The 20724-nt window shown below is 70.5% G+C and carries 18 protein-coding genes; 7 read left to right on the top strand and 11 right to left on the bottom strand.

Annotation, left to right across the window (positions count from 1 at the left end; all coding sequences use genetic code 11):
- Positions 1 to 89 precede the first annotated feature (89 nt).
- From ACZ7L4_RS15360 to ctaC, 3 genes are read right to left on the bottom strand one after another with little or no spacing between them, the layout of a single operon-like run.
- Positions 90 to 488, bottom strand: a complete 399-nt coding sequence (locus tag ACZ7L4_RS15360; RefSeq protein ID WP_266720452.1) for a cytochrome c oxidase subunit 4 — start codon at positions 486 to 488, stop codon at positions 90 to 92.
- Positions 485 to 2215, bottom strand: coding sequence for an aa3-type cytochrome oxidase subunit I (gene ctaD, locus ACZ7L4_RS15365; protein WP_472102700.1), 1731 nt, complete (start codon positions 2213 to 2215; stop codon positions 485 to 487). Before ctaD ends, ACZ7L4_RS15360 begins: the two co-directional genes overlap by 4 nt.
- On the bottom strand, positions 2212 to 3171 hold the full coding sequence (gene ctaC, locus ACZ7L4_RS15370) for an aa3-type cytochrome oxidase subunit II (protein WP_472102702.1): 960 nt from the start codon (positions 3169 to 3171) through the stop codon (positions 2212 to 2214). The genes ctaD and ctaC overlap by 4 nt, the downstream gene beginning before the upstream one ends.
- Before the next feature lie 607 nt (positions 3172 to 3778).
- Between ctaC and ACZ7L4_RS15375 the strand changes: the two genes are divergently transcribed.
- Positions 3779 to 5158, top strand: coding sequence for an aminotransferase class V-fold PLP-dependent enzyme (locus ACZ7L4_RS15375; RefSeq protein WP_472102704.1), 1380 nt, complete (start codon positions 3779 to 3781; stop codon positions 5156 to 5158).
- Positions 5159 to 5257: 99 nt separating this feature from the next.
- Here the strand turns inward: ACZ7L4_RS15375 and ACZ7L4_RS15380 are convergent, their stop codons facing one another.
- Entirely contained in the window at positions 5258 to 6232 is a 975-nt protein-coding gene (locus tag ACZ7L4_RS15380) for a carbohydrate kinase family protein (RefSeq protein WP_472102706.1), read from the bottom strand.
- 135 nt (positions 6233 to 6367) lie between these two features.
- Between ACZ7L4_RS15380 and ACZ7L4_RS15385 the strand changes: the two genes are divergently transcribed.
- Complete coding sequence (locus ACZ7L4_RS15385; RefSeq protein WP_472102708.1) at positions 6368 to 6577, top strand: hypothetical protein; 210 nt, start codon at positions 6368 to 6370, stop codon at positions 6575 to 6577.
- A gap of 72 nt (positions 6578 to 6649) precedes the next feature.
- Positions 6650 to 8131, top strand: a complete 1482-nt coding sequence (locus ACZ7L4_RS15390) for a hypothetical protein (protein ID WP_472102710.1) — start codon at positions 6650 to 6652, stop codon at positions 8129 to 8131.
- Between the two features lie 69 nt (positions 8132 to 8200).
- Here ACZ7L4_RS15390 and ACZ7L4_RS15395 read toward each other — a convergent pair whose 3' ends face one another.
- Complete coding sequence (locus ACZ7L4_RS15395; protein WP_111661853.1) at positions 8201 to 8557, bottom strand: HesB/IscA family protein; 357 nt, start codon at positions 8555 to 8557, stop codon at positions 8201 to 8203.
- Between the two features lie 238 nt (positions 8558 to 8795).
- On the opposite strand from ACZ7L4_RS15395, the gene nadA reads away from it, so the two are divergent.
- Positions 8796 to 10001: a quinolinate synthase NadA gene (gene nadA, locus ACZ7L4_RS15400; RefSeq protein ID WP_472102712.1), complete on the top strand. Its 1206-nt coding sequence runs from the start codon at positions 8796 to 8798 to the stop codon at positions 9999 to 10001.
- A gap of 189 nt (positions 10002 to 10190) precedes the next feature.
- Here the strand turns inward: nadA and ACZ7L4_RS15405 are convergent, their stop codons facing one another.
- The 5 genes from ACZ7L4_RS15405 to ACZ7L4_RS15425 all read right to left on the bottom strand — a co-directional run bounded on the left by ACZ7L4_RS15405 (position 10191) and on the right by ACZ7L4_RS15425 (position 17410).
- Positions 10191 to 13319, bottom strand: a complete 3129-nt coding sequence (locus ACZ7L4_RS15405; RefSeq protein ID WP_472102714.1) for an efflux RND transporter permease subunit — start codon at positions 13317 to 13319, stop codon at positions 10191 to 10193.
- Between the two features lie 176 nt (positions 13320 to 13495).
- Positions 13496 to 14194, bottom strand: coding sequence for a response regulator transcription factor (locus tag ACZ7L4_RS15410; protein ID WP_472102716.1), 699 nt, complete (start codon positions 14192 to 14194; stop codon positions 13496 to 13498).
- Positions 14191 to 15465 (bottom strand): sensor histidine kinase, encoded by a 1275-nt coding sequence (locus ACZ7L4_RS15415; protein ID WP_472102718.1) that lies wholly within the window; start codon positions 15463 to 15465, stop codon positions 14191 to 14193. The genes ACZ7L4_RS15410 and ACZ7L4_RS15415 overlap by 4 nt, the downstream gene beginning before the upstream one ends.
- An 832-nt stretch (positions 15466 to 16297) precedes the next feature.
- Positions 16298 to 16576: a PspA-associated protein PspAA gene (pspAA, locus tag ACZ7L4_RS15420; protein WP_472102719.1), complete on the bottom strand. Its 279-nt coding sequence runs from the start codon at positions 16574 to 16576 to the stop codon at positions 16298 to 16300.
- A gap of 36 nt (positions 16577 to 16612) precedes the next feature.
- Positions 16613 to 17410: a PspA/IM30 family protein gene (locus ACZ7L4_RS15425; RefSeq protein WP_450813487.1), complete on the bottom strand. Its 798-nt coding sequence runs from the start codon at positions 17408 to 17410 to the stop codon at positions 16613 to 16615.
- A 252-nt stretch (positions 17411 to 17662) separates the two neighbouring features.
- On the opposite strand from ACZ7L4_RS15425, the gene ACZ7L4_RS15430 reads away from it, so the two are divergent.
- Both ACZ7L4_RS15430 and ACZ7L4_RS15435 read left to right on the top strand, forming a co-directional pair.
- Positions 17663 to 18259 carry a DUF3043 domain-containing protein gene (locus ACZ7L4_RS15430; RefSeq protein WP_450813486.1) on the top strand — a complete coding sequence of 199 codons (597 nt, stop codon included), beginning with the start codon at positions 17663 to 17665 and terminating at the stop codon, positions 18257 to 18259.
- An 83-nt stretch (positions 18260 to 18342) separates the two neighbouring features.
- Positions 18343 to 19050: a class I SAM-dependent methyltransferase gene (locus tag ACZ7L4_RS15435; RefSeq protein ID WP_472104023.1), complete on the top strand. Its 708-nt coding sequence runs from the start codon at positions 18343 to 18345 to the stop codon at positions 19048 to 19050.
- Positions 19051 to 19189: 139 nt separating this feature from the next.
- Here the strand turns inward: ACZ7L4_RS15435 and ACZ7L4_RS15440 are convergent, their stop codons facing one another.
- A complete protein-coding gene (locus tag ACZ7L4_RS15440; RefSeq protein ID WP_472102721.1) occupies positions 19190 to 19420 on the bottom strand; it encodes a hypothetical protein in 231 nt (76 codons plus the stop codon).
- Between the two features lie 94 nt (positions 19421 to 19514).
- Here ACZ7L4_RS15440 and ACZ7L4_RS15445 point away from each other — a divergent pair, with 94 nt between their 5' ends.
- Positions 19515 to 20720: a bifunctional adenosylcobinamide kinase/adenosylcobinamide-phosphate guanylyltransferase gene (locus ACZ7L4_RS15445; protein ID WP_472102723.1), complete on the top strand. Its 1206-nt coding sequence runs from the start codon at positions 19515 to 19517 to the stop codon at positions 20718 to 20720.
- Positions 20721 to 20724 lie beyond the last annotated feature (4 nt).

Genomic DNA, 20724 nt, shown 5'->3' on the forward strand with positions numbered 1-20724 from the left:
GGGCAACCCGGGCACGCCGAAGGGCCCGGACGCTCCATCAGGAGTGTCCGGGCCCTTCGGTGACGGGAGCTCAGGACCGGCAGCGGGTGCTACTGGTTCTGGTTCTCACCGCGGTAGTACTCGAAGACCCAGCCCCACAGGCCGAACATGATGATCGGGGCCGAGAAGTACAGCAGCCACCAGCCGATGGCCACGGCCAGGAAGGCGAGCGCGCCGCCGACACCCAGCGCGAGCGGCTGCCAGGAGTGCGGGCTGAAGAAGCCCACCTCGCCGGCGTCGTCCGCGACGTCGGCCTCCTTGTTGTCCTGGGCACCGGTGTCGACACGCCGGGCCGTGAAGGCCAGGTAGTAGCCGACCATGATGCACAGGCCGAACGCCAGGAAGAGCGCCGTCGTACCGGCCGGCTCCTTCGACCACACGCCGTAGACACCGGCCATGATCAGGACGAAGAGGCTCAGCCAGATGAACATCTTGCCTTGGACCTTCACTTGCCGGCCTCCTTAGCAAGCGCCTTGTCGCCGTGTCCGGCGTTCTCGAGCTGGTCCAGCGCGGCGATCTCCGGGTGGTGAAGGTCGAACGCCGGGGATTCCGAACGGATGCGCGGCAGCGTGAGGAAGTTGTGCCGCGGCGGCGGGCAGGACGTCGCCCACTCGAGCGAACGGCCGTAGCCCCACGGGTCGTCGACCTCGACCTTCTTGCCGTACTTGGCGGTCTTCCAGACGTTGTAGAAGAACGGCAGGATCGACAGGCCGAGCAGGAACGAGGAGATCGTCGAGATCGTGTTCAGCGCGGTGAAGCCGTCGGCCGCGAGGTAGTCCGCGTAACGACGCGGCATGCCCTCGACGCCCAGCCAGTGCTGCACCAGGAACGTGCCGTGGAAGCCGATGAACAGCGTCCAGAAGGTGATCTTGCCAAGGCGCTCGTCGAGCATCTTGCCGGTCATCTTCGGCCACCAGAAGTGGAAGCCGGCGAACATCGCGAAGACCACGGTGCCGAACACCACGTAGTGGAAGTGCGCCACCACGAAGTACGAGTCCGAGACGTGGAAGTCCAGCGGCGGGGCCGCCAGGATGACGCCCGTCAGACCACCGAAGGTGAAGGTGATCAGAAAGCCGATCGTCCAGAGCATCGGTGTCTCGAAGGACAGCGAGCCCTTCCACATCGTTCCGATCCAGTTGAAGAACTTCACGCCCGTTGGCACGGCGATCAGGAACGTCATGAAGGAGAAGAACGGAAGCAGCACACCGCCGGTGACGTACATGTGGTGCGCCCACACCGTCACGGAGAGACCGGCGATCGCGATCGTCGCGCCGATGAGGCCGGAGTAGCCGAACATCGGCTTGCGCGAGAAGACCGGGATCACTTCGGAAATGATTCCGAAGAATGGCAGGGCGATGATGTACACCTCTGGGTGTCCGAAGAACCAGAAGAGGTGTTGCCAGAGCAATGCGCCGCCATTACTGGCATTGAATACCTGGGCACCGAACTTGCGGTCCGCCTCCAGGGCGAACAGCGCGGCGGCGAGCACCGGGAAGGCCAGCAGGACCAGGACACCGGTCAGCAGCACGTTCCACACGAAGATCGGCATGCGGAACATCGTCATGCCGGGAGCGCGCATGCAGATGATCGTGGTGATGAAGTTGACCGAGCCGAGGATGGTGCCGAAGCCGGAGAAGGCCAGACCCATGATCCACATGTCGGCGCCGATGCCCGGCGAGCGGACCGCGTCCGACAGCGGGCTGTAGGCGAACCAGCCGAAGTCGGCGGCGCCCTGCGGCGTGAGGAAGCCACCCACCGCGATGAGCGAGCCGAACAGGTACAGCCAGTAGGCGAACATGTTCAGTCGCGGGAACGCGACGTCCGGGGCACCGATCTGGAGCGGCATGATCCAGTTCGCGAAGCCGGAGAACAGCGGCGTCGCGAACATCAGCAGCATGATCGTGCCGTGCATCGTGAACGCCTGGTTGAACTGCTCGTTCGACATGATCTGCGTGCCGGGGCGGGCGAGTTCGGCGCGCATGAAGAGCGCCATCACTCCGCCGATGCAGAAGAACGCGAACGACGTGACCAGATAGAGCGTGCCGATGGTCTTGTGGTCAGTTGTGGTGAGCCACTTGATCACCGTCGAGCCGGGGCTCTTGGTGCGGGCCGGCAGCTCGTTCTCGTACGAGTCGCTTGCTGCCGCGGCACCCTGGGGTTCGTTGAGGATGCTCACAGGTTCTTCGTCTCCCGGTCCTTCTCGTGGTCCGTCTGGGCGATGCCCGACGGGACGTAACCGGTCTGCCCCTTCTTCGCGAGGTCCTTGAGGTGCTGCTGGTAGCGCTCAGGAGAGACGACCTTCACGTTGAACAGCATCCGGGAGTGGTCGACACCGCAGAGCTCGGCGCACTTGCCCAGGAAGGTCCCCTCCTTGTTGGGGGTCACCTCGAAGGAGTTGGTGTGGCCCGGAATGACGTCCTGCTTCATGAGGAACGGCACCACCCAGAAGGAGTGGATGACGTCACGCGAAGTCAGAACGAAGCGGACCTTCTCGCCCTTGGGGAGCCAGAGGGTCGGGCCGGGGTTGTTGGTCTGCGGGTTCCGCTCGCCAGGAGTACCGACCTCGTAGACACCGCCGGCGTTCGCCGGGAAGTCCTCCTTGAAGCGGCTCGGAATACCCGAGAGCTCCTTGGAGGTCTTGGCGTCACCGTCGACACCCGGCACGTTCTCGACGTAGTTGAAGCCCCAGCTCCACTGGTAGCCGACCACGTTGACAGTGTGTGCGGGCTTGTCCTCGAGCTTCAGAAGCTTCGACTCGTCGCGCGCGGTGAAGTAGAAGAGGACCGACACGATGATCAGCGGAACAACCGTGTACAGCGCCTCGAGCGGCATGTTGTACCGCGTCTGAGTTGGAACCTCGATCTTGGTGCGGCTGCGCCGGTGGAAGATGACACTCCACAGGATCAGACCCCACACCAGCACGCCCGTGGCGAGCGCTGCCGCCCACGAGCCCTGCCAGAGGGAGAGGATCCTAGGGGCCTCCTCCGTCACCGGAGTGGGCATACCAAGACGAGGGAAGTCCTTGTATGTGCAACCGGTAGCGGTTACCAGGATCAGGCCCGCAGTCAGCACCTGCGGCAGCTTCCGCCGCATCGGGCGCCGCGACGAGCGGTCGGAGCCGTTGGGACTCACGTAGCGCCTTCCCGAGAGTCTCGCCCGCGCTCTTTGGTTGGCTACGGCCGCCATCTCGCTGGTCGCTCGCCGCCCTGGCACACGGGCAGGGGTTTGGATGTTTATGCGGACCAAACCCTACTGGACGCTATTTGGGGTCGCGCGGGGAGGGTGCCTAACGCGCCGCGGGTCACTCCGAAGGGTGGGATCGGGCCGCGCTTGAGGGTTTCTGACGGGGGGTCGGGGGGCGCCTTTGGGGGGCGGGGGCTGGTTGGCGGCGGGTTCCGGTTGGGCGTGGTTGGGGTGCGCGGTTCCTCGCGCCCCTGGGGAGGCGGGGGCCGGCCACCCCGGTGGGTGGGGGTCGGGCGTGGTTGGGCGCGCAGTTCCCCGCGCCCCTGGGGAGGCGGGGGTCGGTCACCCCGATGGGGAGCGGTCGGGCGTGGTTGGTGTGCGCGGTTCCTCGCGCCCCTGGGGAGACGGGGCTCAGCCACCCCGGTGGGTGGCGGTCGGGCGTGGCTGGGCGCGCAGGCCCCGCGCCCCTGGGGAAGCGCCCCGTGGCGGAGCCGCTGATGTCACAGGCCCGCGCCCCTGGCGGCGTCGGCCGCTCGGCGACCCGTAGCGTTGCGGTGTGGCGTACTTCGATGGGGCCTCGGCCGCTCCTTTGCATCCCGTTGCTCGGCAGGCTCTGCAGGCCTCGCTCGATGAAGGGTGGGCCGATCCGTCGCGTTTGTACCGAGAAGGGCGGCGGGCGCGGTTGTTGCTCGACGCCGCACGGGAGGCCGCCGCCGAGGCCGTGGGGTGCCGGCCCGACGAGTTGGTGTTCACCTCGTCCGGGACGCGGGCGGTGCACGACGGCGTGGCGGGGGCGCTCGCGGGGCGGCGGCGCACCGGAAAGCACCTGGTCGTGTCAGCCGTCGAACACTCTTCCGTGCTCCATTCGGCCGCGGCGCACGAAAGCCTCGGCGGGTCGGTGACCCAGGTCGGGGTGGGGCGCGAAGGCGGGGTGTCCGTCGAGGCCTTCCGGGCCGCACTGCGGGAGGACACCGCGCTCGCCTGTCTGCAGTCCGCCAATCACGAGGTGGGGACGGAGCAGCCCGTCGCCGAGGTGGCCGAGGTGTGTCGGGGCGCCGGGGTGCCGTTGTTCGTGGATGCCGCGCAGTCGTTGGCGTGGGGGCCGGTGGCGGGCGAGTGGTCGTTGCTCGCCGGGAGCGCCCATAAATGGGGCGGGCCGGCGGGGGTCGGGCTGCTCGCCGTAAAGAAGGGGACACGGTTCGCCCCTCAAGGGCCCGCCGACGAGCGGGAGTCGGGCCGGGCCGCCGGGTTCGAGAACATTCCGGGCATCGTGGCCGCGGCCGCCTCGCTGCGGGCCGTGCGTGCGGAGGCCGCAGGGGAGGCGGCGCGGCTGCGGGAGTTGACGGAGCGGATCCGGGCGCGGGTGCCGGAGCTGGTGCCGGACGTGGAGGTCGTCGGGGATCCGGTGCGCCGACTGCCGCACCTGGTGACGTTCTCCTGTCTGTACGTCGACGGGGAGAGCCTGCTGCACGGGCTCGACCGCGCCGGTTTCTCCGTTTCGTCCGGGTCGTCCTGCACGAGCAGCACGCTGACGCCCAGCCATGTGCTGCGCGCGATGGGCGTCGTGAGCGAGGGGAACGTACGGGTGTCCCTGCCGCTGGGCACTCCCGAGGCCGAGGTCGAGCGCTTCCTCGACGTGCTGCCCGGGGTGGTGGGCGAGGTCCGGGAGAAGCTGGACGCGCCGGTCGCCGGGGCGCAGGGCACGGCCGAGGCCGTGACCGTGGACGCGCTGGGCATGACCTGCCCTCGGCCCGTCATCGAACTGGGCCGCGCGATCGGCCGCGTACGGATCGGCGGCACGGTGACCGTCCTCGCGGATGACGAGGTGGCCGCGGTCGACATCCCCGCATGGTGCTTCACCCAGGGCCACGAGTACGTAGGAGCGGAGCCACACCCCACTGGGGGCGCAAGATATGTGGTGCGCAGGAACAGGTAACCCAGGGGCGCGGGGAACTGCGCAAACCGGACCACACGCAAAACCGCGGCCGCGCTGCCCGACAAAAGAACAGCAACGGCCGCGGCCCCACCGAAGGCTTCAGCCCAGGTGCGCCTCGACCTCCACAGCGGCAGCGTCCCCGTACGCCTTGCGGAACCGGTCCATGAACGGCGCCCGCCGCAGCTCGTACTCCTGCGTGCCGAGCGTCTCGATGACCAGCGTCGCGAGCATGCAGCCGACCTGCGCCGCCCGCTCGTGCCCGACGCCCCACGCCAGGCCGGACAGGAAGCCCGCGCGGAACGCGTCGCCGACGCCCGTCGGGTCGACCTTGGCCTCCTCCTCCGGGACGCCGACCTCGACCGGGTCCTCGCCGGCCTTCTCGATGCGCACGCCGCGCGCGCCGAGCGTGGTGACGCGGTGGCCGACCTTGCCGAGGATCTCCTCGTCGGTCCAGCCGGTCTTGGACTCGATGAGGCCCTTCTCGTACTCGTTGGAGAAGAGGTACGTGGCACCTTCGAGGAGCGTCCGGATCTCCTCGCCGTCCATGCGCGCGATCTGCTGCGAGAAGTCGGCGGCGAACGGGATCGAGCGCGAGCGGCACTCCTCCGTGTGCCGGAGCATCGCCTCCGGGTCGTCCGCGCCGATGAGGACCAGGTCGAGTCCGTCCACGCGGTCCGCGACGGTCTTCAGCTCGATGAGCCGGGCCTCGCTCATGGCGCCCGTGTAGAAGGAGCCGATCTGGTTGTGGTCGGCGTCCGTGGTGCAGACGAAGCGGGCCGTCTGCAGGGTCTCGGAGATCCGGACGGACTCCGTGTCCACGCCGTGGCGCTCGAGCCAGGCGCGGTACTCGTCGAAGTCCGATCCGGCGGCGCCCACCAGGATCGGGCCCGTGCCGAGCTGCCCCATGCCGAAGGCGATGTTGGGGCCGACGCCGCCGCGGCGTACGTCGAGGGCGTCGACGAGGAAGGAGAGGGAGACCGTGTGCAGCTGGTCCGCGACCAGCTGGTCGGCGAAACGGCCGGGGAAGGTCATCAGGTGGTCGGTGGCGATGGAGCCGGTGACTGCGATTCGCACGGCGTGAGCACGCTTCCTGAATAAGGGGAGGAGTTGACGCTTCACGCTACCCGCTCGGAGCACGCGGGCTGAAGTATGGAAAATGCCCGATACCGGGTCTTTCTTCGGATGTCACCTCAGGGCTACCGTGCCGTCATGACCTACGACGTGTCAGGCATGGTCCAGGACGATCTCGCGGCGCTGCGCGGCGACTGCGTCCGGATGCTCCCGCACTGGGTGACGCCACCGGCGCCGTGGGAGGTGGAGCGGCCCGGCGCCGCGCACCGGCCCGCCGGGATTCACGGGGTCGTGGTGCCCGAGTCGTCGGCGCGGCTGATCGACTCCATGGCCGGTTTCGGCGACTGACGGCTTCCGGAAGGGAACCGCGCGCCCGCGCGCCCCGTCCCACCGGTGTCCCCGGTGAGAAGGAGCGATGCGGTGAGCAGCGAAGAGCGGACGCGGGAGCGTCTCGGGCGACGGCGCACGGCGGCTGTCGTATCGGTCGCGGCGGCCGTCCTGCTGGCCGGTGGCGGCGGCGCGTATCTGGCGACGAACACGACGGGCGGGTCCGACGACGAGGGGTCGGCCCGGCCCGGCGGCACCGGCACTCCCCCGCCGCTCGCCCTGGACGGGTACTCCGGCACCACCCCTTCGTCCGGCACGGCGTCGCCGCCCGGCATCGCGCCCGGCGAGCCCGACCCGAACGGCACCCGTTACAAGGCGACCGGCGATCTCCCGGCGGGCCCCGGGCACGCGCCCGTCTACCGGGCGCGCGGCGGGGTGAGCGCCGCCGAGGCCACCGCGCTCGCCGAGGCCCTCGACGTACAGGGGAAGCCGCGGCGGGACGGCGACGCCTGGAAGGTGGGGCCCGCGAAGGACGGTTCGGGACCCTCGTTGCAGGTGAGCCGGGAGGCGCCGGGGACCTGGACGTACTCCGCGTACGCGCCGTCGGCCGGTGGCAAGTGCGGTGGCGGGACGAAGTGCGGCGACCCTGGTGGCGACCGCGGGCGGGCGGTGAGCGAGGCCGCCGCCAAGCGGGCCGCCGCGCCCGTCCTGAAGACCCTCGGCCAGGACGACGCGAAGCTGGACGCGAAGCAACTCATGGGCGCGACCCGTGTGGTGAACGCCGACCCGGTGGTCGGCGGGCTGCCGACGTACGGCTGGTCGACCGGGATCCAGGTCGCGTCGGACGGTCAAGTGGTCGGCGGCAGCGGCCGGTTGAAGGCGCCGGCGAAGGACGCCACGTATCCGACGGTGGGGGCGCGCGAGGCCCTTGAGCGGATGAACGGGGCCGCGGGCGGGGGCCGGGTCTCCGTCGGCGGGTGCGCGAGTCCGGTGCCGCTGGACGGGGGCAAGGACGAGGGCAAGGTCGCGGACTGCGCCTCCGCGCCGCCGAAGCCGGCGACGGTCGATGTCACCGGCGCGACGTTCGGGCTGGCCGCGCACACGGTCGGGGGCCGGCAGGCGCTGGTGCCGTCGTGGCTGTTCGAGGTGCGGCCGGACGGGGCGGACACCGCGTTCACGGTGACGTATCCGGCGGTGGAGCCCAGGTACCTGGCGGCGCCGAAGAGTTCGGAGCCCTCCCCCTCGGAGTCCTCCGGCAAGGCGGGCGGCGACACCCGCACCGTGCACGTCCAGGGCTACAGCGCCAAGGGCAGGACCCTGACGCTGCACTTCACGGGCGGGGTGTGCGCGAAGTACGCGGCGTCGGCGGAGGAGTTCGGGGGCCGGGTGAGCGTGCGGGTCACCGAGACGCAGAAGAAGGGCACCGTCTGCGTGCAGATGGCGAAGTTCTATACGTTGCCGGTGACGCTCGACGCTCCGCTCGGCGAGCGGAAGGTGGTGACGGCCGACGGGTCCGCCGTGCCGTACGCGCAGAAGAACGCGCCCGGCGGGGTCGAGCCCGCGCCGCGCGACTGAGCGGGCCCGGAGCATGCCGAAGGGGCGGCCCCAGCGGGGCCGCCCCTTCGCGCTGTACCGCTGTACGGCTTAGCTGAACGAGTCGCCACAGGCGCAGGAGCCCGTCGCGTTCGGGTTGTCGATCGTGAAGCCCTGCTTCTCGATGGTGTCGACGAAGTCGATGGAGGCGCCGCCCAGGTACGGGGCGGACATGCGGTCGGTGACGACCTTGACGCCACCGAAGTCCTTCACGACATCGCCGTCGAGCGAGCGCTCGTCGAAGAAGAGCTGGTAGCGCAGGCCGGAGCAGCCACCGGGCTGAACAGCCACACGCAGGGCCAGGTCGTCACGGCCTTCCTGGTCGAGCAGAGCCTTGACCTTGGCGGCGGCTTCGTCGCTGAGGATGATGCCGTCGCTGACGGTGGTGGTCTCGTCCGATACGGACATCTACATCTCTCCCGGGTTGTTCGGAGACTGCTTGCCGACCATTGCAACCGGCAAAGGCCCGGATCCATTCCGGGTTACGCACTTCTTCTCTTCATGCTCGCACACAGTGCGCGGGCGGGGCACGGGGCGGCGGCGGCCGGATGCGTCACATCGACGAATTCACCATCGTCAAACTGACGTGAAGCACGTATGATAGATAGCGTCATTTCGACGAAAAGTCGAGCAGAGCGAAGAAAGGGTGCGTGACGTGACCACGGCCCAGTCCCCCCAGGCCCCCGTTGACCTGGATGTTTCCCCCACGCCTCTGGCGCTCCTGCTGCTCGGCCGCGAGGCCGACCCCAAGAGCGAGCGCGGCGTGGAGTGCCCCGGCGACCTGCCCTCGCCGTCCGACCCGGACCTCGTGGAGCGGGCGCGCGCGGCCAAGGAAAAGCTCGGAGACAAGGTGTTCGTGCTCGGACACCACTACCAGCGCGACGAGGTCATCCAGTTCGCCGACGTCACCGGGGACTCCTTCAAGCTGGCGCGCGACGCGGCGGCCCGGCCCGAGGCCGAGTACATCGTGTTCTGCGGTGTGCACTTCATGGCCGAGTCGGCCGACATCCTGACCGGGGACGACCAGAAGGTCGTGCTTCCGGACCTCGCCGCCGGTTGCTCCATGGCGGACATGGCGACGGCCGAGCAGGTCGCCGAGTGCTGGGACGCGCTGACCGAGGCCGGCATCGCCGAGTCCGTGGTCCCCGTCTCGTACATGAACTCCTCGGCGGACATCAAGGCGTTCACGGGCAAGCACGGCGGCACGATCTGTACGTCCAGCAATGCCGAGCGGGCGCTGAACTGGGCGTTCGAGCAGGGCGAGAAGGTGCTCTTCCTGCCGGACCAGCACCTGGGCCGCAACACGGCCGTCCGTGACCTCGGCATGTCGCTCGACGACTGCGTCGTCTACAACCCGCACAAGCCGAACGGCGGGCTGAGCGTCGAGGAGCTGCGGGCCGCGAAGATGATCCTGTGGCGCGGGCACTGCTCCGTGCACGGGCGGTTCTCGCTGGACTCCGTCAACGACGTGCGGGAGCGGATACCGGGCGTGAACGTGCTGGTCCACCCCGAGTGCAAGAACGAGGTCGTGGCGGCGGCGGACTACGTCGGTTCGACGGAGTACATCATCAAGGCGCTGGAGGCGGCGCCGGCCGGGTCGAAGTGGGCGATCGGCACGGAGCTGAACCTCGTGCGGCGGCTGGCGAACCGGTTCGCCTCCGAGGACAAGGAGATCGTCTTCCTCGACAAGACGGTGTGCTTCTGCTCGACCATGAACCGGATCGACCTTCCGCACCTGGTCTGGACGCTGGAGTCCCTGGCGGACGGCCAGCTGGTCAACCGCATCGAGGTCGACCGCGAGACGGAACAGTTCGCGAAGCTCGCGCTCGAGCGGATGCTGGCGCTGCCGTAACCCATGCCTTCCCGCCGCTGACGGGTGAGCAAATCAAGCCCCTGCGGCGATTGAGCAGCGGGGTCCGGGGCAGAGCCCCGAAACCGGAGGCGGGGCGAGCGCCAGATGAACGCTCGCCCCGCACCGGGGTGCCGCCTTGCCCACCCTGCCGCCCAAGGCGGCAGATTGCCCAAGGCGGCGGGGCCACCGTCAGGCGTTGGCCGGCTCCGGGGCCGGGGTCTGGGGCGGAACCTCTGACCCGCCACCCCGCTTCGCGGAGCGCTTGGCCGCCCGCCGCTCCTTGCGGAGCTCCAGCATCGCGTAGAGCGTCGGCACCAGCAGAAGCGTCAGCAGCGTCGACGAGATCAGACCGCCGATCACGACCACCGCCAGCGGCTGCGCGATGAACCCGCCCTCGCCGGTGACGCCGAGCGCCATCGGGAGCAGCGCGAAGATCGTCGCCAGGGCCGTCATCAGGATCGGGCGCAGCCGGTGCCGCCCGCCCTCGACGACCGCCTCGACCACACCGAGCCCCTGGGCCCGGTACTGGTTGATCAGGTCGATGAGCACGATCGCGTTGGTGACCACGATGCCGATGAGCATCAGCATGCCGATCATCGCCGGGACACCCATCGCCGTACCGGTGGCGACGAGGAGACCGATCGCGCCCGTGGCCGCGAACGGGATCGAGACCAGCAGGATCAGCGGCTGGGCCAGCGACCGGAACGTCGCGACCAGCAGCATGAAGACGATCGCGATCGCCGCGAGCATCGCCAGGCCCAGGTTCTTGAACGCGTCGTCCTGGTCCTCGCTGACGCCGCCGATGGTCGCCGTGGCGCCCTTGGGCAGGTCGAGCGAGGCGAGCTTCGACTGGAGGTCGGCGCTGACCGCGCCCGTGTTGTCGCCGTCCGGCTTCGCCGTGACCGTCGCCGCGCGGGCGCCGTCGATCCGGGTCATCGAGACCGGTCCGTCGACCGTCTTCACGGTGGCGATGTCCCCGAGCGTGACGCCGCCCGGGCCCATCGGCAGCTTCTTCAGCTCGGCCATCGTGGTGGCCGGCTTCGCCGACTTCACGACGATGTCGCGCTCGGTGTCGTCGATCGTCGCCTTGCCACTGGTGGTGCCGCGCACCGCCTGGGTGACGGCGGCGCCGAGCGTGGTGTCGTTGAACCCGGCGGCAGCGGCCTTGGAGTTGGCCTTGACCGAGATCCGCGGCACCGACTGCGACAGGTCGCTGGTGACGTCGGTGACGTCGTCGAGCGAGGCGACCGCGTCGCGGACCTGCTCGGACGCCTTCTCCAGCACGTCGCCGTCGGCGGCCTTCACGACCACGGACAGGTCCTGGCTGCCGAAGCCGTCACCGGCCGCGATCGTCGTCGTACCGACACCCGAGAGCTGTCCGAGCTCGCGCTCGATGCGCTTCTGCGTGGCCTCGTACGTCGAGGAGTCCTTCAGCTTCACCTGGTACGACGCCTGGTTGGTGTCGGTGCCGCCGCCGAAGGCCGCCATGAAGCCGGAGGAGCCGATGGTGACCTGGTAGTCCTCGATCTCGTCGATGCCGGAGAGCATCTTCTCGATCTTCTTCGCGGAGGCGTCGGTTGCCGACAGGCTGGTGCCGGGCGCCAACTCCTGCTTGATGGAGAGGACTTCCTGGTCGCCCTGGTCGAAGAAGTTCGTCTTGAGCATCGGCGCCATGCCGAACGTGCCGACGAGCACGACCACCGCGATCAGCAGCGAGGTGAAGCGGCGGCGCGTCGCGAAGCGCAGCACGGGAACGTAGATCCGCTGCAGCCAGGAGCGCGCCTCCTTCTCCTCGGCCTTGCGCCTGGCCTCCTCCGGGTCGACTCCGCGGGCCGCCTTGGGCGGGCGCAGGAACCAGTAGGAGAGGACCGGGACGACCGTCAGCGACACCAGCAGGGAGGCCAGCAGCGCCGCCGTCACCGTGATGGAGAACGAGCCGAACAGCTCGCCCACCATGCCGCCGACCAGGCCGATCGGCAGGAACACCGCGACGGTGGTGAGGGTCGAGGAGGTGACCGCGCCCGCGACCTCGCGCACGGCCTTGAGGATCGCTTCCCTGCGTTCCTCGCCGTAGCCGAGATGGCGCTTGATGTTCTCCAGGACGACGATCGAGTCGTCGACGACGCGGCCGATCGCGATGGTCAGCGCGCCGAGCGTGAGCATGTTGAGCGACAGGTCGCCCGTCCACAGGACGATCAGCGCGAGGACCACCGACAGCGGGATGGAGACCGCCGTCACGAGCGTCGAGCGCAGCGACGCCAGGAAGATCAGGATCACGATGACCGCGAAGAGCAGGCCGAGCGCGCCCTCCGTGGTCAGGCCCGAGATGGACTTCGAGACGGCCGGGCCCTGGTCGCTGACGACCGTGACGTCGGCGCCGGAGCCGAGGTCGTCGCGGAGCTGCGGCAGCTTGTCCTTGACGGCCTTGGAGATGGAGACGGCCGAGCCGTCCTGGTCCATGGTGACCGCGAGCGACAGGCTGGGCTCGCCGTCGGTGCGGGTGATCGAGTCGGCCGTGGACGGCTGCTGCTTCACCATGGCGATGTCACCGAGGCGTACGGGCTTCTTGACGCCCTCGCCCGTGACCATCAGGTCCTGGATCTGCTTCAGGGACGTGAAGCCGCCGCCGACCTGGACCGTGCGGTTCTTGCCCGCCTCGTCGAGCGAGCCCGCGGGCATGGTGGCGCCGCCGGCCTTCAGGGACTCGGCGAGGGCCTGCGGGTTCACGCCGGCCGCGGCCATCTTGCGGTCGCTCGGCGTGATGTCGACCTGGAGGTCGCGGACGCCGTCGACCGTCACCTGGGAGACGCCGTCGATGTCCTTCAGCGTCGGCACGACGGACTTGTCGAGCTGGTCGGCGAGCGCCTGCTGGTCCTTGTCGGAGGTGACGGCGAGGACGACGGTCGGGATGTCGTCCGTCGAACCGGCGACGACCTGCGGGTCGACATCCTCGGGCAGCTGGGCGCGGGCCCGGTTGACCGCCTGCTGGACGTCGGCGACGAGCTGCTTGCTGCCGTCCGTGCCGTAGTCGAACTGGGCCATCACCAGGGCGTTGCCCTCGCTGGCCGTGGAGGTGACGCCGGTGATTCCGTCGACCGCGTCGATGGAGTTCTCGAGAGGCTCGACGACCTGCTTCTCCACCACGTCCGGGGACGCGCCCTGGTAGGGCGCGATGACGGAGACCATGGGCAGTTCGATCGAGGGCAGCAGCTGCTGCTTGAGCTGAGGGATCGCGATCGCGCCGAAGACGATCGCGATGATCGAAATCAGTCCGACGAGGGCGCGTTGGGCGAGGCTGAATCTCGACAGCCAGGACATGGATCGGGTCTCCGTGGGACGTGAGCGGAAGATGAAGGCCCGTGGCATGACAACCAGTGCGGTGTGAGGCGTGGGCCCACGGTCCACCCTCGGTCATGCGTGCGACCCGATTCGTCGCTCCCAGGTCCCGTTCTTCTCCGCCGCCTACTGCGCCCGGAGTACGTGTCCCGTAAGGGTCACTCCACCCTTGGGCGTACCAGGCCCGATTCGTACGCGATGACGACGAGTTGGGCGCGGTCGCGGGCGCCCAGCTTGGCCATGGCGCGGTTGACGTGGGTCTTCACGGTGAGCGGGCTGACCTCGAGGCGCTCGGCGATCTCGTCGTTGGAGTGACCGCCCGCGACCTGGACAAGGACCTCGCGCTCGCGGCCGGTGAGCGCGGTGAGCCGCTCGGCGCGGCCGTCCGTGAGGCGCTCCCCCTCCTCGTAACCGTCCCCCTGCGCGAGGAACTTGGCGATCAGACCTTTGGTCGCCACGGGCGAGAGCAGGGCGTCGCCCGCCGCCGCGATCCGGACGGCGCCGAGCAGTTCGTCGGGTTCGGCGCCCTTGCCGAGGAAGCCGGAGGCGCCGGCCCGCAGCGACTGCACCACGTACTCGTCGACCTCGAAGGTCGTCAGCATCACGACGTGCACGTGGCACAGCTCCGGGTCCGCGCTGATCTCGCGGGTGGCGGCGAGGCCGTCGGTGCCGGGCATCCGGATGTCCATGAGGACGACGTCGGGGCGCTCGGAGCGGGCGAGGCGGACGGCCTCGGCGCCGTCGGATGCCTCCCCCACCACCTCCATGTCGGGCTCGGAGTCGACGAGCACGCGGAAGGCGCTGCGCAGCAGGGCCTGGTCGTCGGCGAGGAGCACCCTGATCGTCGCGCTGGTCATGTGGTGGCGTCCTCGGGGGTGTCGGTGCCGCCGGTGGAGGTGGTGCCGGCGGGGCGGGCCTTGGTCGGAAGGATCGCATGGACGCGGAAACCGCCGCCGTAGCGCGGTCCCGCGGTGAGGGTGCCGCCGAGGGCGGTGACGCGTTCGCGCATGCCGAGGAGGCCGTGGCCGCCGTTCGCGTCGGGCTCGTCGGGGTCCCGTGGGTAGTCGCCGTGCGAGGCGGCGGCGCCGGGGCCGTTGTCGAGAATGGTGATCTCCACATTGGGGCCCACGCGTACGACGCTGACCTCGGCCTTGGCGTCGGGGCCCGCGTGCTTCTGTACGTTCGTCAGCGCTTCCTGTACGACACGGAAGGCGGCGAGGTCGACGGCGGCGGGCAGCGCGGGGGCGTCCTTCGCGCGGGCCACCTCGACGGGCAGGCCCGCGTGCCGGAAGGTGTCGACGAGGTCGTCGAGCCGGTCGAGGCCGGGGGCGGGCTCGGTGGGTGCCTCCGGGTCCCCGGTCTGCCTCAACAGGCCGACCGTGGCACGGAGTTCGTTGAGGGCGGAGCGGCTGGCCTCGCGGACGTGGGAGAGCGCTTCCTTGGCCTGGTCGGGGCGCCGGTCCATGACGTGGGCCGCGACGCCGGCCTGCACGTTCACGAGGGCGATGTGGTGGGCGACGACGTCGTGCAGGTCGCGGGCGATCCGCAGCCGCTCCTCCGCGACGCGGCGCCGGGCCTCCTCCTCGCGGGTGCGCTCGGCGCGTTCGGCGCGCTCGCGGATCGCGGTGACGAAGGCGCGGCGGGAGCGGACGGCGTCGCCGGCGGCCGCGGCCATGCCGGTCCACGCGAAGATCCCCAGGTTCTCCTGGGAGTACCAGGGCAGCGGTCCCGCGAACATGGCGATGCCGGTCAGTACGGCCATGGTCGCCAGGCCTACGCGCCAGGTGGTGGGGCGGTCGGTGGTCGCGGCGACGGTGAAGAGGGCGACGACCGCGGACATCACGACGGGGGCGCGGGGGTCGCCGGTGACCAGTTCGACGACGGAGACGGTGGAGGTCGCGGCCAGTACGTACCAGGGGGCGCGGCGGCGGAACACGAGGGCGGCGGCGCCCAGCAGCATCAGGACGAGGCTGAGCACGTTCGGGGTTCTGGCACCCCAGGCGTACGTTCCCTCCGGGCCGTGCGGGTCGACGAAGGAGCCGGCGACCATGCAGAGGAGGACACCGAACGCGAGGGTCGCGTCCAGGGCCAGAGGATGCGTCCTGGCCCACCGTACGAAGGGGTTCACCGGGTTCACGGTAGCGGGTCGCCTGCCGGCGGGACCGGGGGTGTGGGGTGCGCTGGGCCGGGGGCCGGGGCTGTACCGGGGGCGGGGGGACCGGGGGCTTCGGCCCCGCGGGGCCAGGGGTGGAGCTGTACCGGGGTCGGGGCCAGGCGGCCCGTGACTGCCCCACGGTGTGTTCCGCAGTGCCTTCGCCCCTCTCCCACCCACCCGCCCCCTCCGGGGGCTCCGGCCCCCGTGGCCCAGGGGCGCAACGAGGTCGGCGCATGCCGCAATTGCTGCGCAGGCACGGGGTGTTGGGCCGACCAGGGACGAGGCCCGCCACGGGAGCGCCCGAACGGCGCCGGGGCGTAAACCCCGTGGCGAGTGCCTCCCGTAACGGTTGCGCGGCACCGGGGGCCGCCTTGCCCACCCTGCCGCCCCAGGCGGCAGATTGCCCAAGCCGGTGACGGCCCACCGCGACGGGTGGGAAGCCGGACCCTCGGCAGAACACCCGAGGCGGTGGCGGTCGACCGCAATGGGTGGGGGGCCGGACCTTCGGCAGAACACGCGAGGCGGTGGCCGTCGACCGCAACGGGTCGGGTGGGGAGCCGACCTCGAGACGGAATCGGCCCACAGGAACGGGAGGCGAGACGGATCGGCGGCGGGACCCCGTGAGCCGACGCCCCTGGAGGGGCGGGCTCGGGCAGGGGTGTCACTCGCCGGTAGGCCGGCACGTTCAAGCCCCTGCGGCGATTGAGCAGCGGGGTCCGGGGCAGAGCCCCGAGGCCGTAACGCCGGCGCGGCAGAACCCGCCCCAACCGGGACCGACGCCCCCGGAACCCGGCGGAGCCGCGTGTCAGCCCGGGATCAGGCCGTCGTCGCTGAGCATGTCGCGGACCTCCGCCAGCGTGGCGTCCGCCGCGGGCAGGATCAGCTCCGACGGCTCAAGGGCGTCGTCCGGCAGCGGAGCGCCCAGGCGGCGGACCGCGTCCAGGAGAGCGGTGAGCGTGCGGCGGAACGCCGCCTCGTCACCGCTCTCCATCTCCGCGAGGAGTTCGTCGTCGAGCTTGTTGAGTTCGGTGAAGTGGTCGTCCGCCAACTCCACCTGGCCCTCCCCCATGATCCGGACGATCATGTCGGCCTCCTCAAGGCACTACAGGCTCTACAGGCGCTACTGCTTGTCGAAGCGCGGGGTGTCCTGGGGCTGCTGCGCGGACTGACCCTGTTCCTGGCCGCCCTCGAGCGCCTGCTGCGAGGAGGACGAGCCTCCGGACAGCTCCGCCTTCATGCGCTGCAGCTCCAGCTCTACATCCGTACCACCGGAGAGCCGGTCCAGCTCGCTCTGGATGTCGTCCTTGGCGAGGCCGGACGAGTCGTCGAGCGCGCCGGAGGCGAGCAGCTCGTCGATCGCGCCGGCCCGCGCCTGCAGCTGCGCGGTCTTGTCCTCGGCACGCTGGATCGCCATGCCGACGTCGCCCATCTCCTCGGAGATGCCGGAGAACGCCTCGCCGATCCGGGTCTGCGCCTGCGCCGCCGTGTACGTCGCCTTGATCGTTTCCTTCTTGGTGCGGAAGGCGTCGACCTTGGCCTGCAGCCGCTGGGCCGCGAGGGTGAGCTTCTCCTCCTCGCCCTGAAGCGTCTGGTGCTGCGTCTCCAGGTCCGTGACCTGCTGCTGGAGCGCGGCACGGCGGGACAGCGCCTCGCGGGCCAGGTCCTCCCTGCCGAGCGCGAGCGCCTTGCGGCCCTGGTCCTCGAGCTTGGAAGACTGGGACTGGAGCTGACCGAGCTGCAGCTCCAGGCGCTTGCGGGAGGTCGCGACGTCCGCGACTCCCCTGCGTACCTTCTGGAGCAGCTCCAGCTGCTTCTGGTACGAGTAATCGAGGGTTTCGCGCGGGTCCTCGGCCCGGTCAAGGGCCTTGTTCGCCTTCGCGCGGAAGATCATCCCCATACGCTTCATGACACCGCTCATGGGCTTCGCGCGCCCCCTTCTGACAGATCCAGCCTTGGTCCAGCTCCAGCACTGCGACAGAAACCACAGTACGGGTCCTGCCTCTATTACCGCACTGTTCAGGTACGGATGCGCTCATCCCCGAGGACGACTGCTTCCGGCCCCGCTCCGGCGCAAGGAGTAGATGACCCCTGACCTGAGGACGCGGGGTGTTGTCGGATCGTTCCCCACTGGCCTGTGGTCGATGCACGACCACCACGTACCCTGGCGATTGTGTTCCGTAGCCGATCCAAGGACGACAAGGCCCAGGCCGCGCAGGCCAAGGTGACCATGTCCAAAGAACCCCGAGACCCGCAGGCGCCCAAGGGCCGCCCCACGCCGAAGCGCAGCGAGGCCCAGACGCAGCGCCGCAGCGTGGCCAACACCAAGATGACGCCGAAGGAGGCCCGCAACCGCTCGCGCGACGAGCGCCGCACCGCGATGCAGCGCCAGCGCGAGGCGCTGGCCAACGGCGACGAGCGTTACCTGCCGGCCCGTGACAAGGGCCCGGTGCGCAAGTTCGCGCGCGACTTCGTCGACTCGCGCTTCGCGATCGCCGAGTACTTCCTGCCGATGGCGGTGGTCATCCTCGTCCTGAGCATGATCCGCGTCGGTTCGCTGCAGAACATCGCGCTGCTGCTGTGGCTGTTCGTGATCGTCGCGATCGTGGTGGACTCGGCCGTCACCGGCTTCCGCCTGAAGAAGATCCTCGCGGAGAAGTTCCCGAACGAGCGCCGCAAGGGCGCCGTCGCGTACGCGCTCATGCGCACGCTCCAGATGAAGCGACTGCGCCTGCCGAAGCCGCAGGTCAAGCGCGGAGAGCGGCCCTGAGCACGGAGGCTTTCGCCGGCGACGCTGTGCACTCCTGGCTGGACAAGCTCGGCGGGCTTCGCAACATCGTGCGCCAGGAGCTGGTGGCCCGGCAGCTCGACGAGCAGCTGGCCGCGCGGTTCCCCGTCGGCCAGCGGCTGCGGGTGCTCGACGTGGGGATGGGCCAGGGCACACAGGCGCTGCGCCTCGCCCGCGCCGGGCACAAGGTGACCGGCGTGGAGCAGGATCCGGACATGGTCGCCGTGGCGGGCCGGGCGCTCGCCACGGAGCCCGCGGGGGTCCGCGACCGGGTCCGGCTGGTGCAGGGCAACGGCATGGACACCGGTGTGCACTTCCTGCCGGGCAGCTTCGACGTCGTGCTCTGTCACGGCGTCCTGATGTACGTCGAGGATCCCGACGCGCTGCTCGCGGGCCTGGCCAGGATGCTGGCGCCGGGCGGGCTGCTCTCGCTGGTCGTGCGCAATGGTGACGCGCTCGCGATGCGGCCGGGGCTCGCCGGTGACTGGATCGGCGCGCTCGGCGCCTTCGAGTCGACGAAGTACACGAACCGGCTCGGGCTCGACGTCAGGGCCGACCGGCTCGACCCGCTGACGGAGACGCTCGCGGGGATCGGGGCGCCGCTGCACGCCTGGTACGGGGTGCGGGTCTTCACCGATCAGGCGGGGGACGACGTGGTGGCGTCGGAGCACGGGGAGCTGCAGACGTTGCTCGCCGCGGAGGAGCGGGCGGGGCGTTCCGACCCGTACCGGCGGGTGGCGGCGCTGCTCCATTTGTGCGGGGTGCGGGGCTGAGGTCGACCGAGCGTTTCGCCTCGGCCGACCTCGTTTCGGCGGATGTGGTTGCGGTCTCGGGGCTCTGCCCCGGACCCCGCTGCTCAATCGCCGCAGGGGCTTGATTTGCTCAGCCGCCGCACCAGCGCGAAAAGCCGCCCTACGCCGAGGCGTCCGTGTCCGCTTCCTCCGCATGGAGGCTCATCGGCCCGTAGATCACCTTGTCGTCCTCACGGAGAGTGACCTGGTCGGCGCCCCCGTCCGCGAGCTGCTTCCAGTACTCGCCGACCCAGGACTCGGCGTCCCCCTGCGTGGTGAACTCCTCGGGCTGTACCGCGGGAGCCACCTCCGTCCCGTCGGACTTCTCGAACCGCCACGTCCACGCCGCCATGTCAGCCTCCCGGTCTCGGACGTCCGCTGTACCGCTTGTCCCCGGAAGCCTATCCGGGCGCGCGTCGATCAAGGGGGCGCGGGAGGATCTTCCTGTGGAACTGACACTGCTCGGCACCGGCGGCCCCGACGGGCTGCCCCGCCCCGACTGCCCTTGCGCCGCCTGCGCGACCGCGCTCGGCCGCGACGCCCGTGCCGCGACGGCGGTCCTGATCGACGGGACGCTGCTGCTCGACCTGACGCCGGGGGCCGCGTTCGCGGCGGCCCGTTCGGGGCACAGCCTCGGCGGCGTACGGCAGGTCCTGCTCTCGCATCCGCACGACGGGCCCGCGGTCGAGGTGCCCGCGGGGCTTCCGCAGCCCGGCCGGGTGCCGGACGGCCGGGAGCTGGCGCTCATGAGCGGGCACCGGGTGCGGGCGCTCGCCCTGGACGCGCCGGGCACCGGCTACGAGGTGACCGGGCCCGAGGGCGAGCGGCTGCTGTATCTGCCGCCGGGCACCGCTCCCGCGGGCTTCGACGAGCCACGGGTGCCGTACGAGATGGTCCTCGCGGACGTCGTCGGACGCCCCGACGCGCTCGCCCGGCTGCGCTCCGTGGGCGCGATCGGCCCGACCACCGACGTCCTCGCCGTCCATCTGGACCATGACGTGCCGCCCGGTCCCGAGCTGACGCGACGGCTCGCGGCCGCGGGCGCGCGGGCCGTGCCCGACGGCACGACCCTGGACGTCGGCACGTACGAGGACGTGCCCGATGTTCCGCGCAGAACGCTGGTGCTCGGCGGGGCGCGGTCCGGGAAGTCGGTGGAGGCGGAGCGGCGCCTGGAGGCGTTCCCCGATGTGCTGTACGTGGCGACCGGCGGGACGCGCGGCGGGGACACGGAGTGGGCGCAGCGGGTGGCCGCGCACCGGGAGCGGCGGCCCGGGTCCTGGCGGACGGCGGAGACCTGCGACCTCGTACCGCTGTTGGAGGACCCCGAGGACTCCGCCCCGCTGCTCGTCGACTGTCTGTCGCTGTGGCTGACGTACGCGATGGACGAGGTGGGGGCCTGGGACGACGCCGAGTGGGCGGGCGGCGGCGAGAAGGCGCTGCGGGAGCGGGTCTCCGAGCTGGTCGACGCCGTGCGGCGTACGCGGCGCACCGTCGTCGCCGTCTCGAACGAGGTGGGTTCGGGGATCGTGCCCGCGACCGCCTCGGGGCGCCGCTACCGGGACGAACTGGGCCGGCTGAACGCGGCGTTCGCGGCCGAGTGCGAGCACGTGCTGCTCGTCGTCGCGGGCCAGCCGCTCGCGCTGCGCGGCTGACCCA

This window comes from Streptomyces sp. NPDC107575 (genome assembly GCF_055657265.1).

Coding starts and splice junctions, on each gene's coding strand:
- ACZ7L4_RS15385 (WP_472102708.1), top strand. CDS start 6,368: ATGACCTACGACGTGTCAGGCATGGTCCAGGACGATCTCGCGGCGCTG.
- ACZ7L4_RS15395 (WP_111661853.1), bottom strand. CDS start 8,557: ATGTCCGTATCGGACGAGACCACCACCGTCAGCGACGGCATCATCCTC.
- ACZ7L4_RS15405 (WP_472102714.1), bottom strand. CDS start 13,319: ATGTCCTGGCTGTCGAGATTCAGCCTCGCCCAACGCGCCCTCGTCGGA.
- ACZ7L4_RS15410 (WP_472102716.1), bottom strand. CDS start 14,194: ATGACCAGCGCGACGATCAGGGTGCTCCTCGCCGACGACCAGGCCCTG.
- pspAA (WP_472102719.1), bottom strand. CDS start 16,576: ATGATCGTCCGGATCATGGGGGAGGGCCAGGTGGAGTTGGCGGACGAC.
- ACZ7L4_RS15425 (WP_450813487.1), bottom strand. CDS start 17,410: ATGAGCGGTGTCATGAAGCGTATGGGGATGATCTTCCGCGCGAAGGCG.
- ACZ7L4_RS15440 (WP_472102721.1), bottom strand. CDS start 19,420: ATGGCGGCGTGGACGTGGCGGTTCGAGAAGTCCGACGGGACGGAGGTG.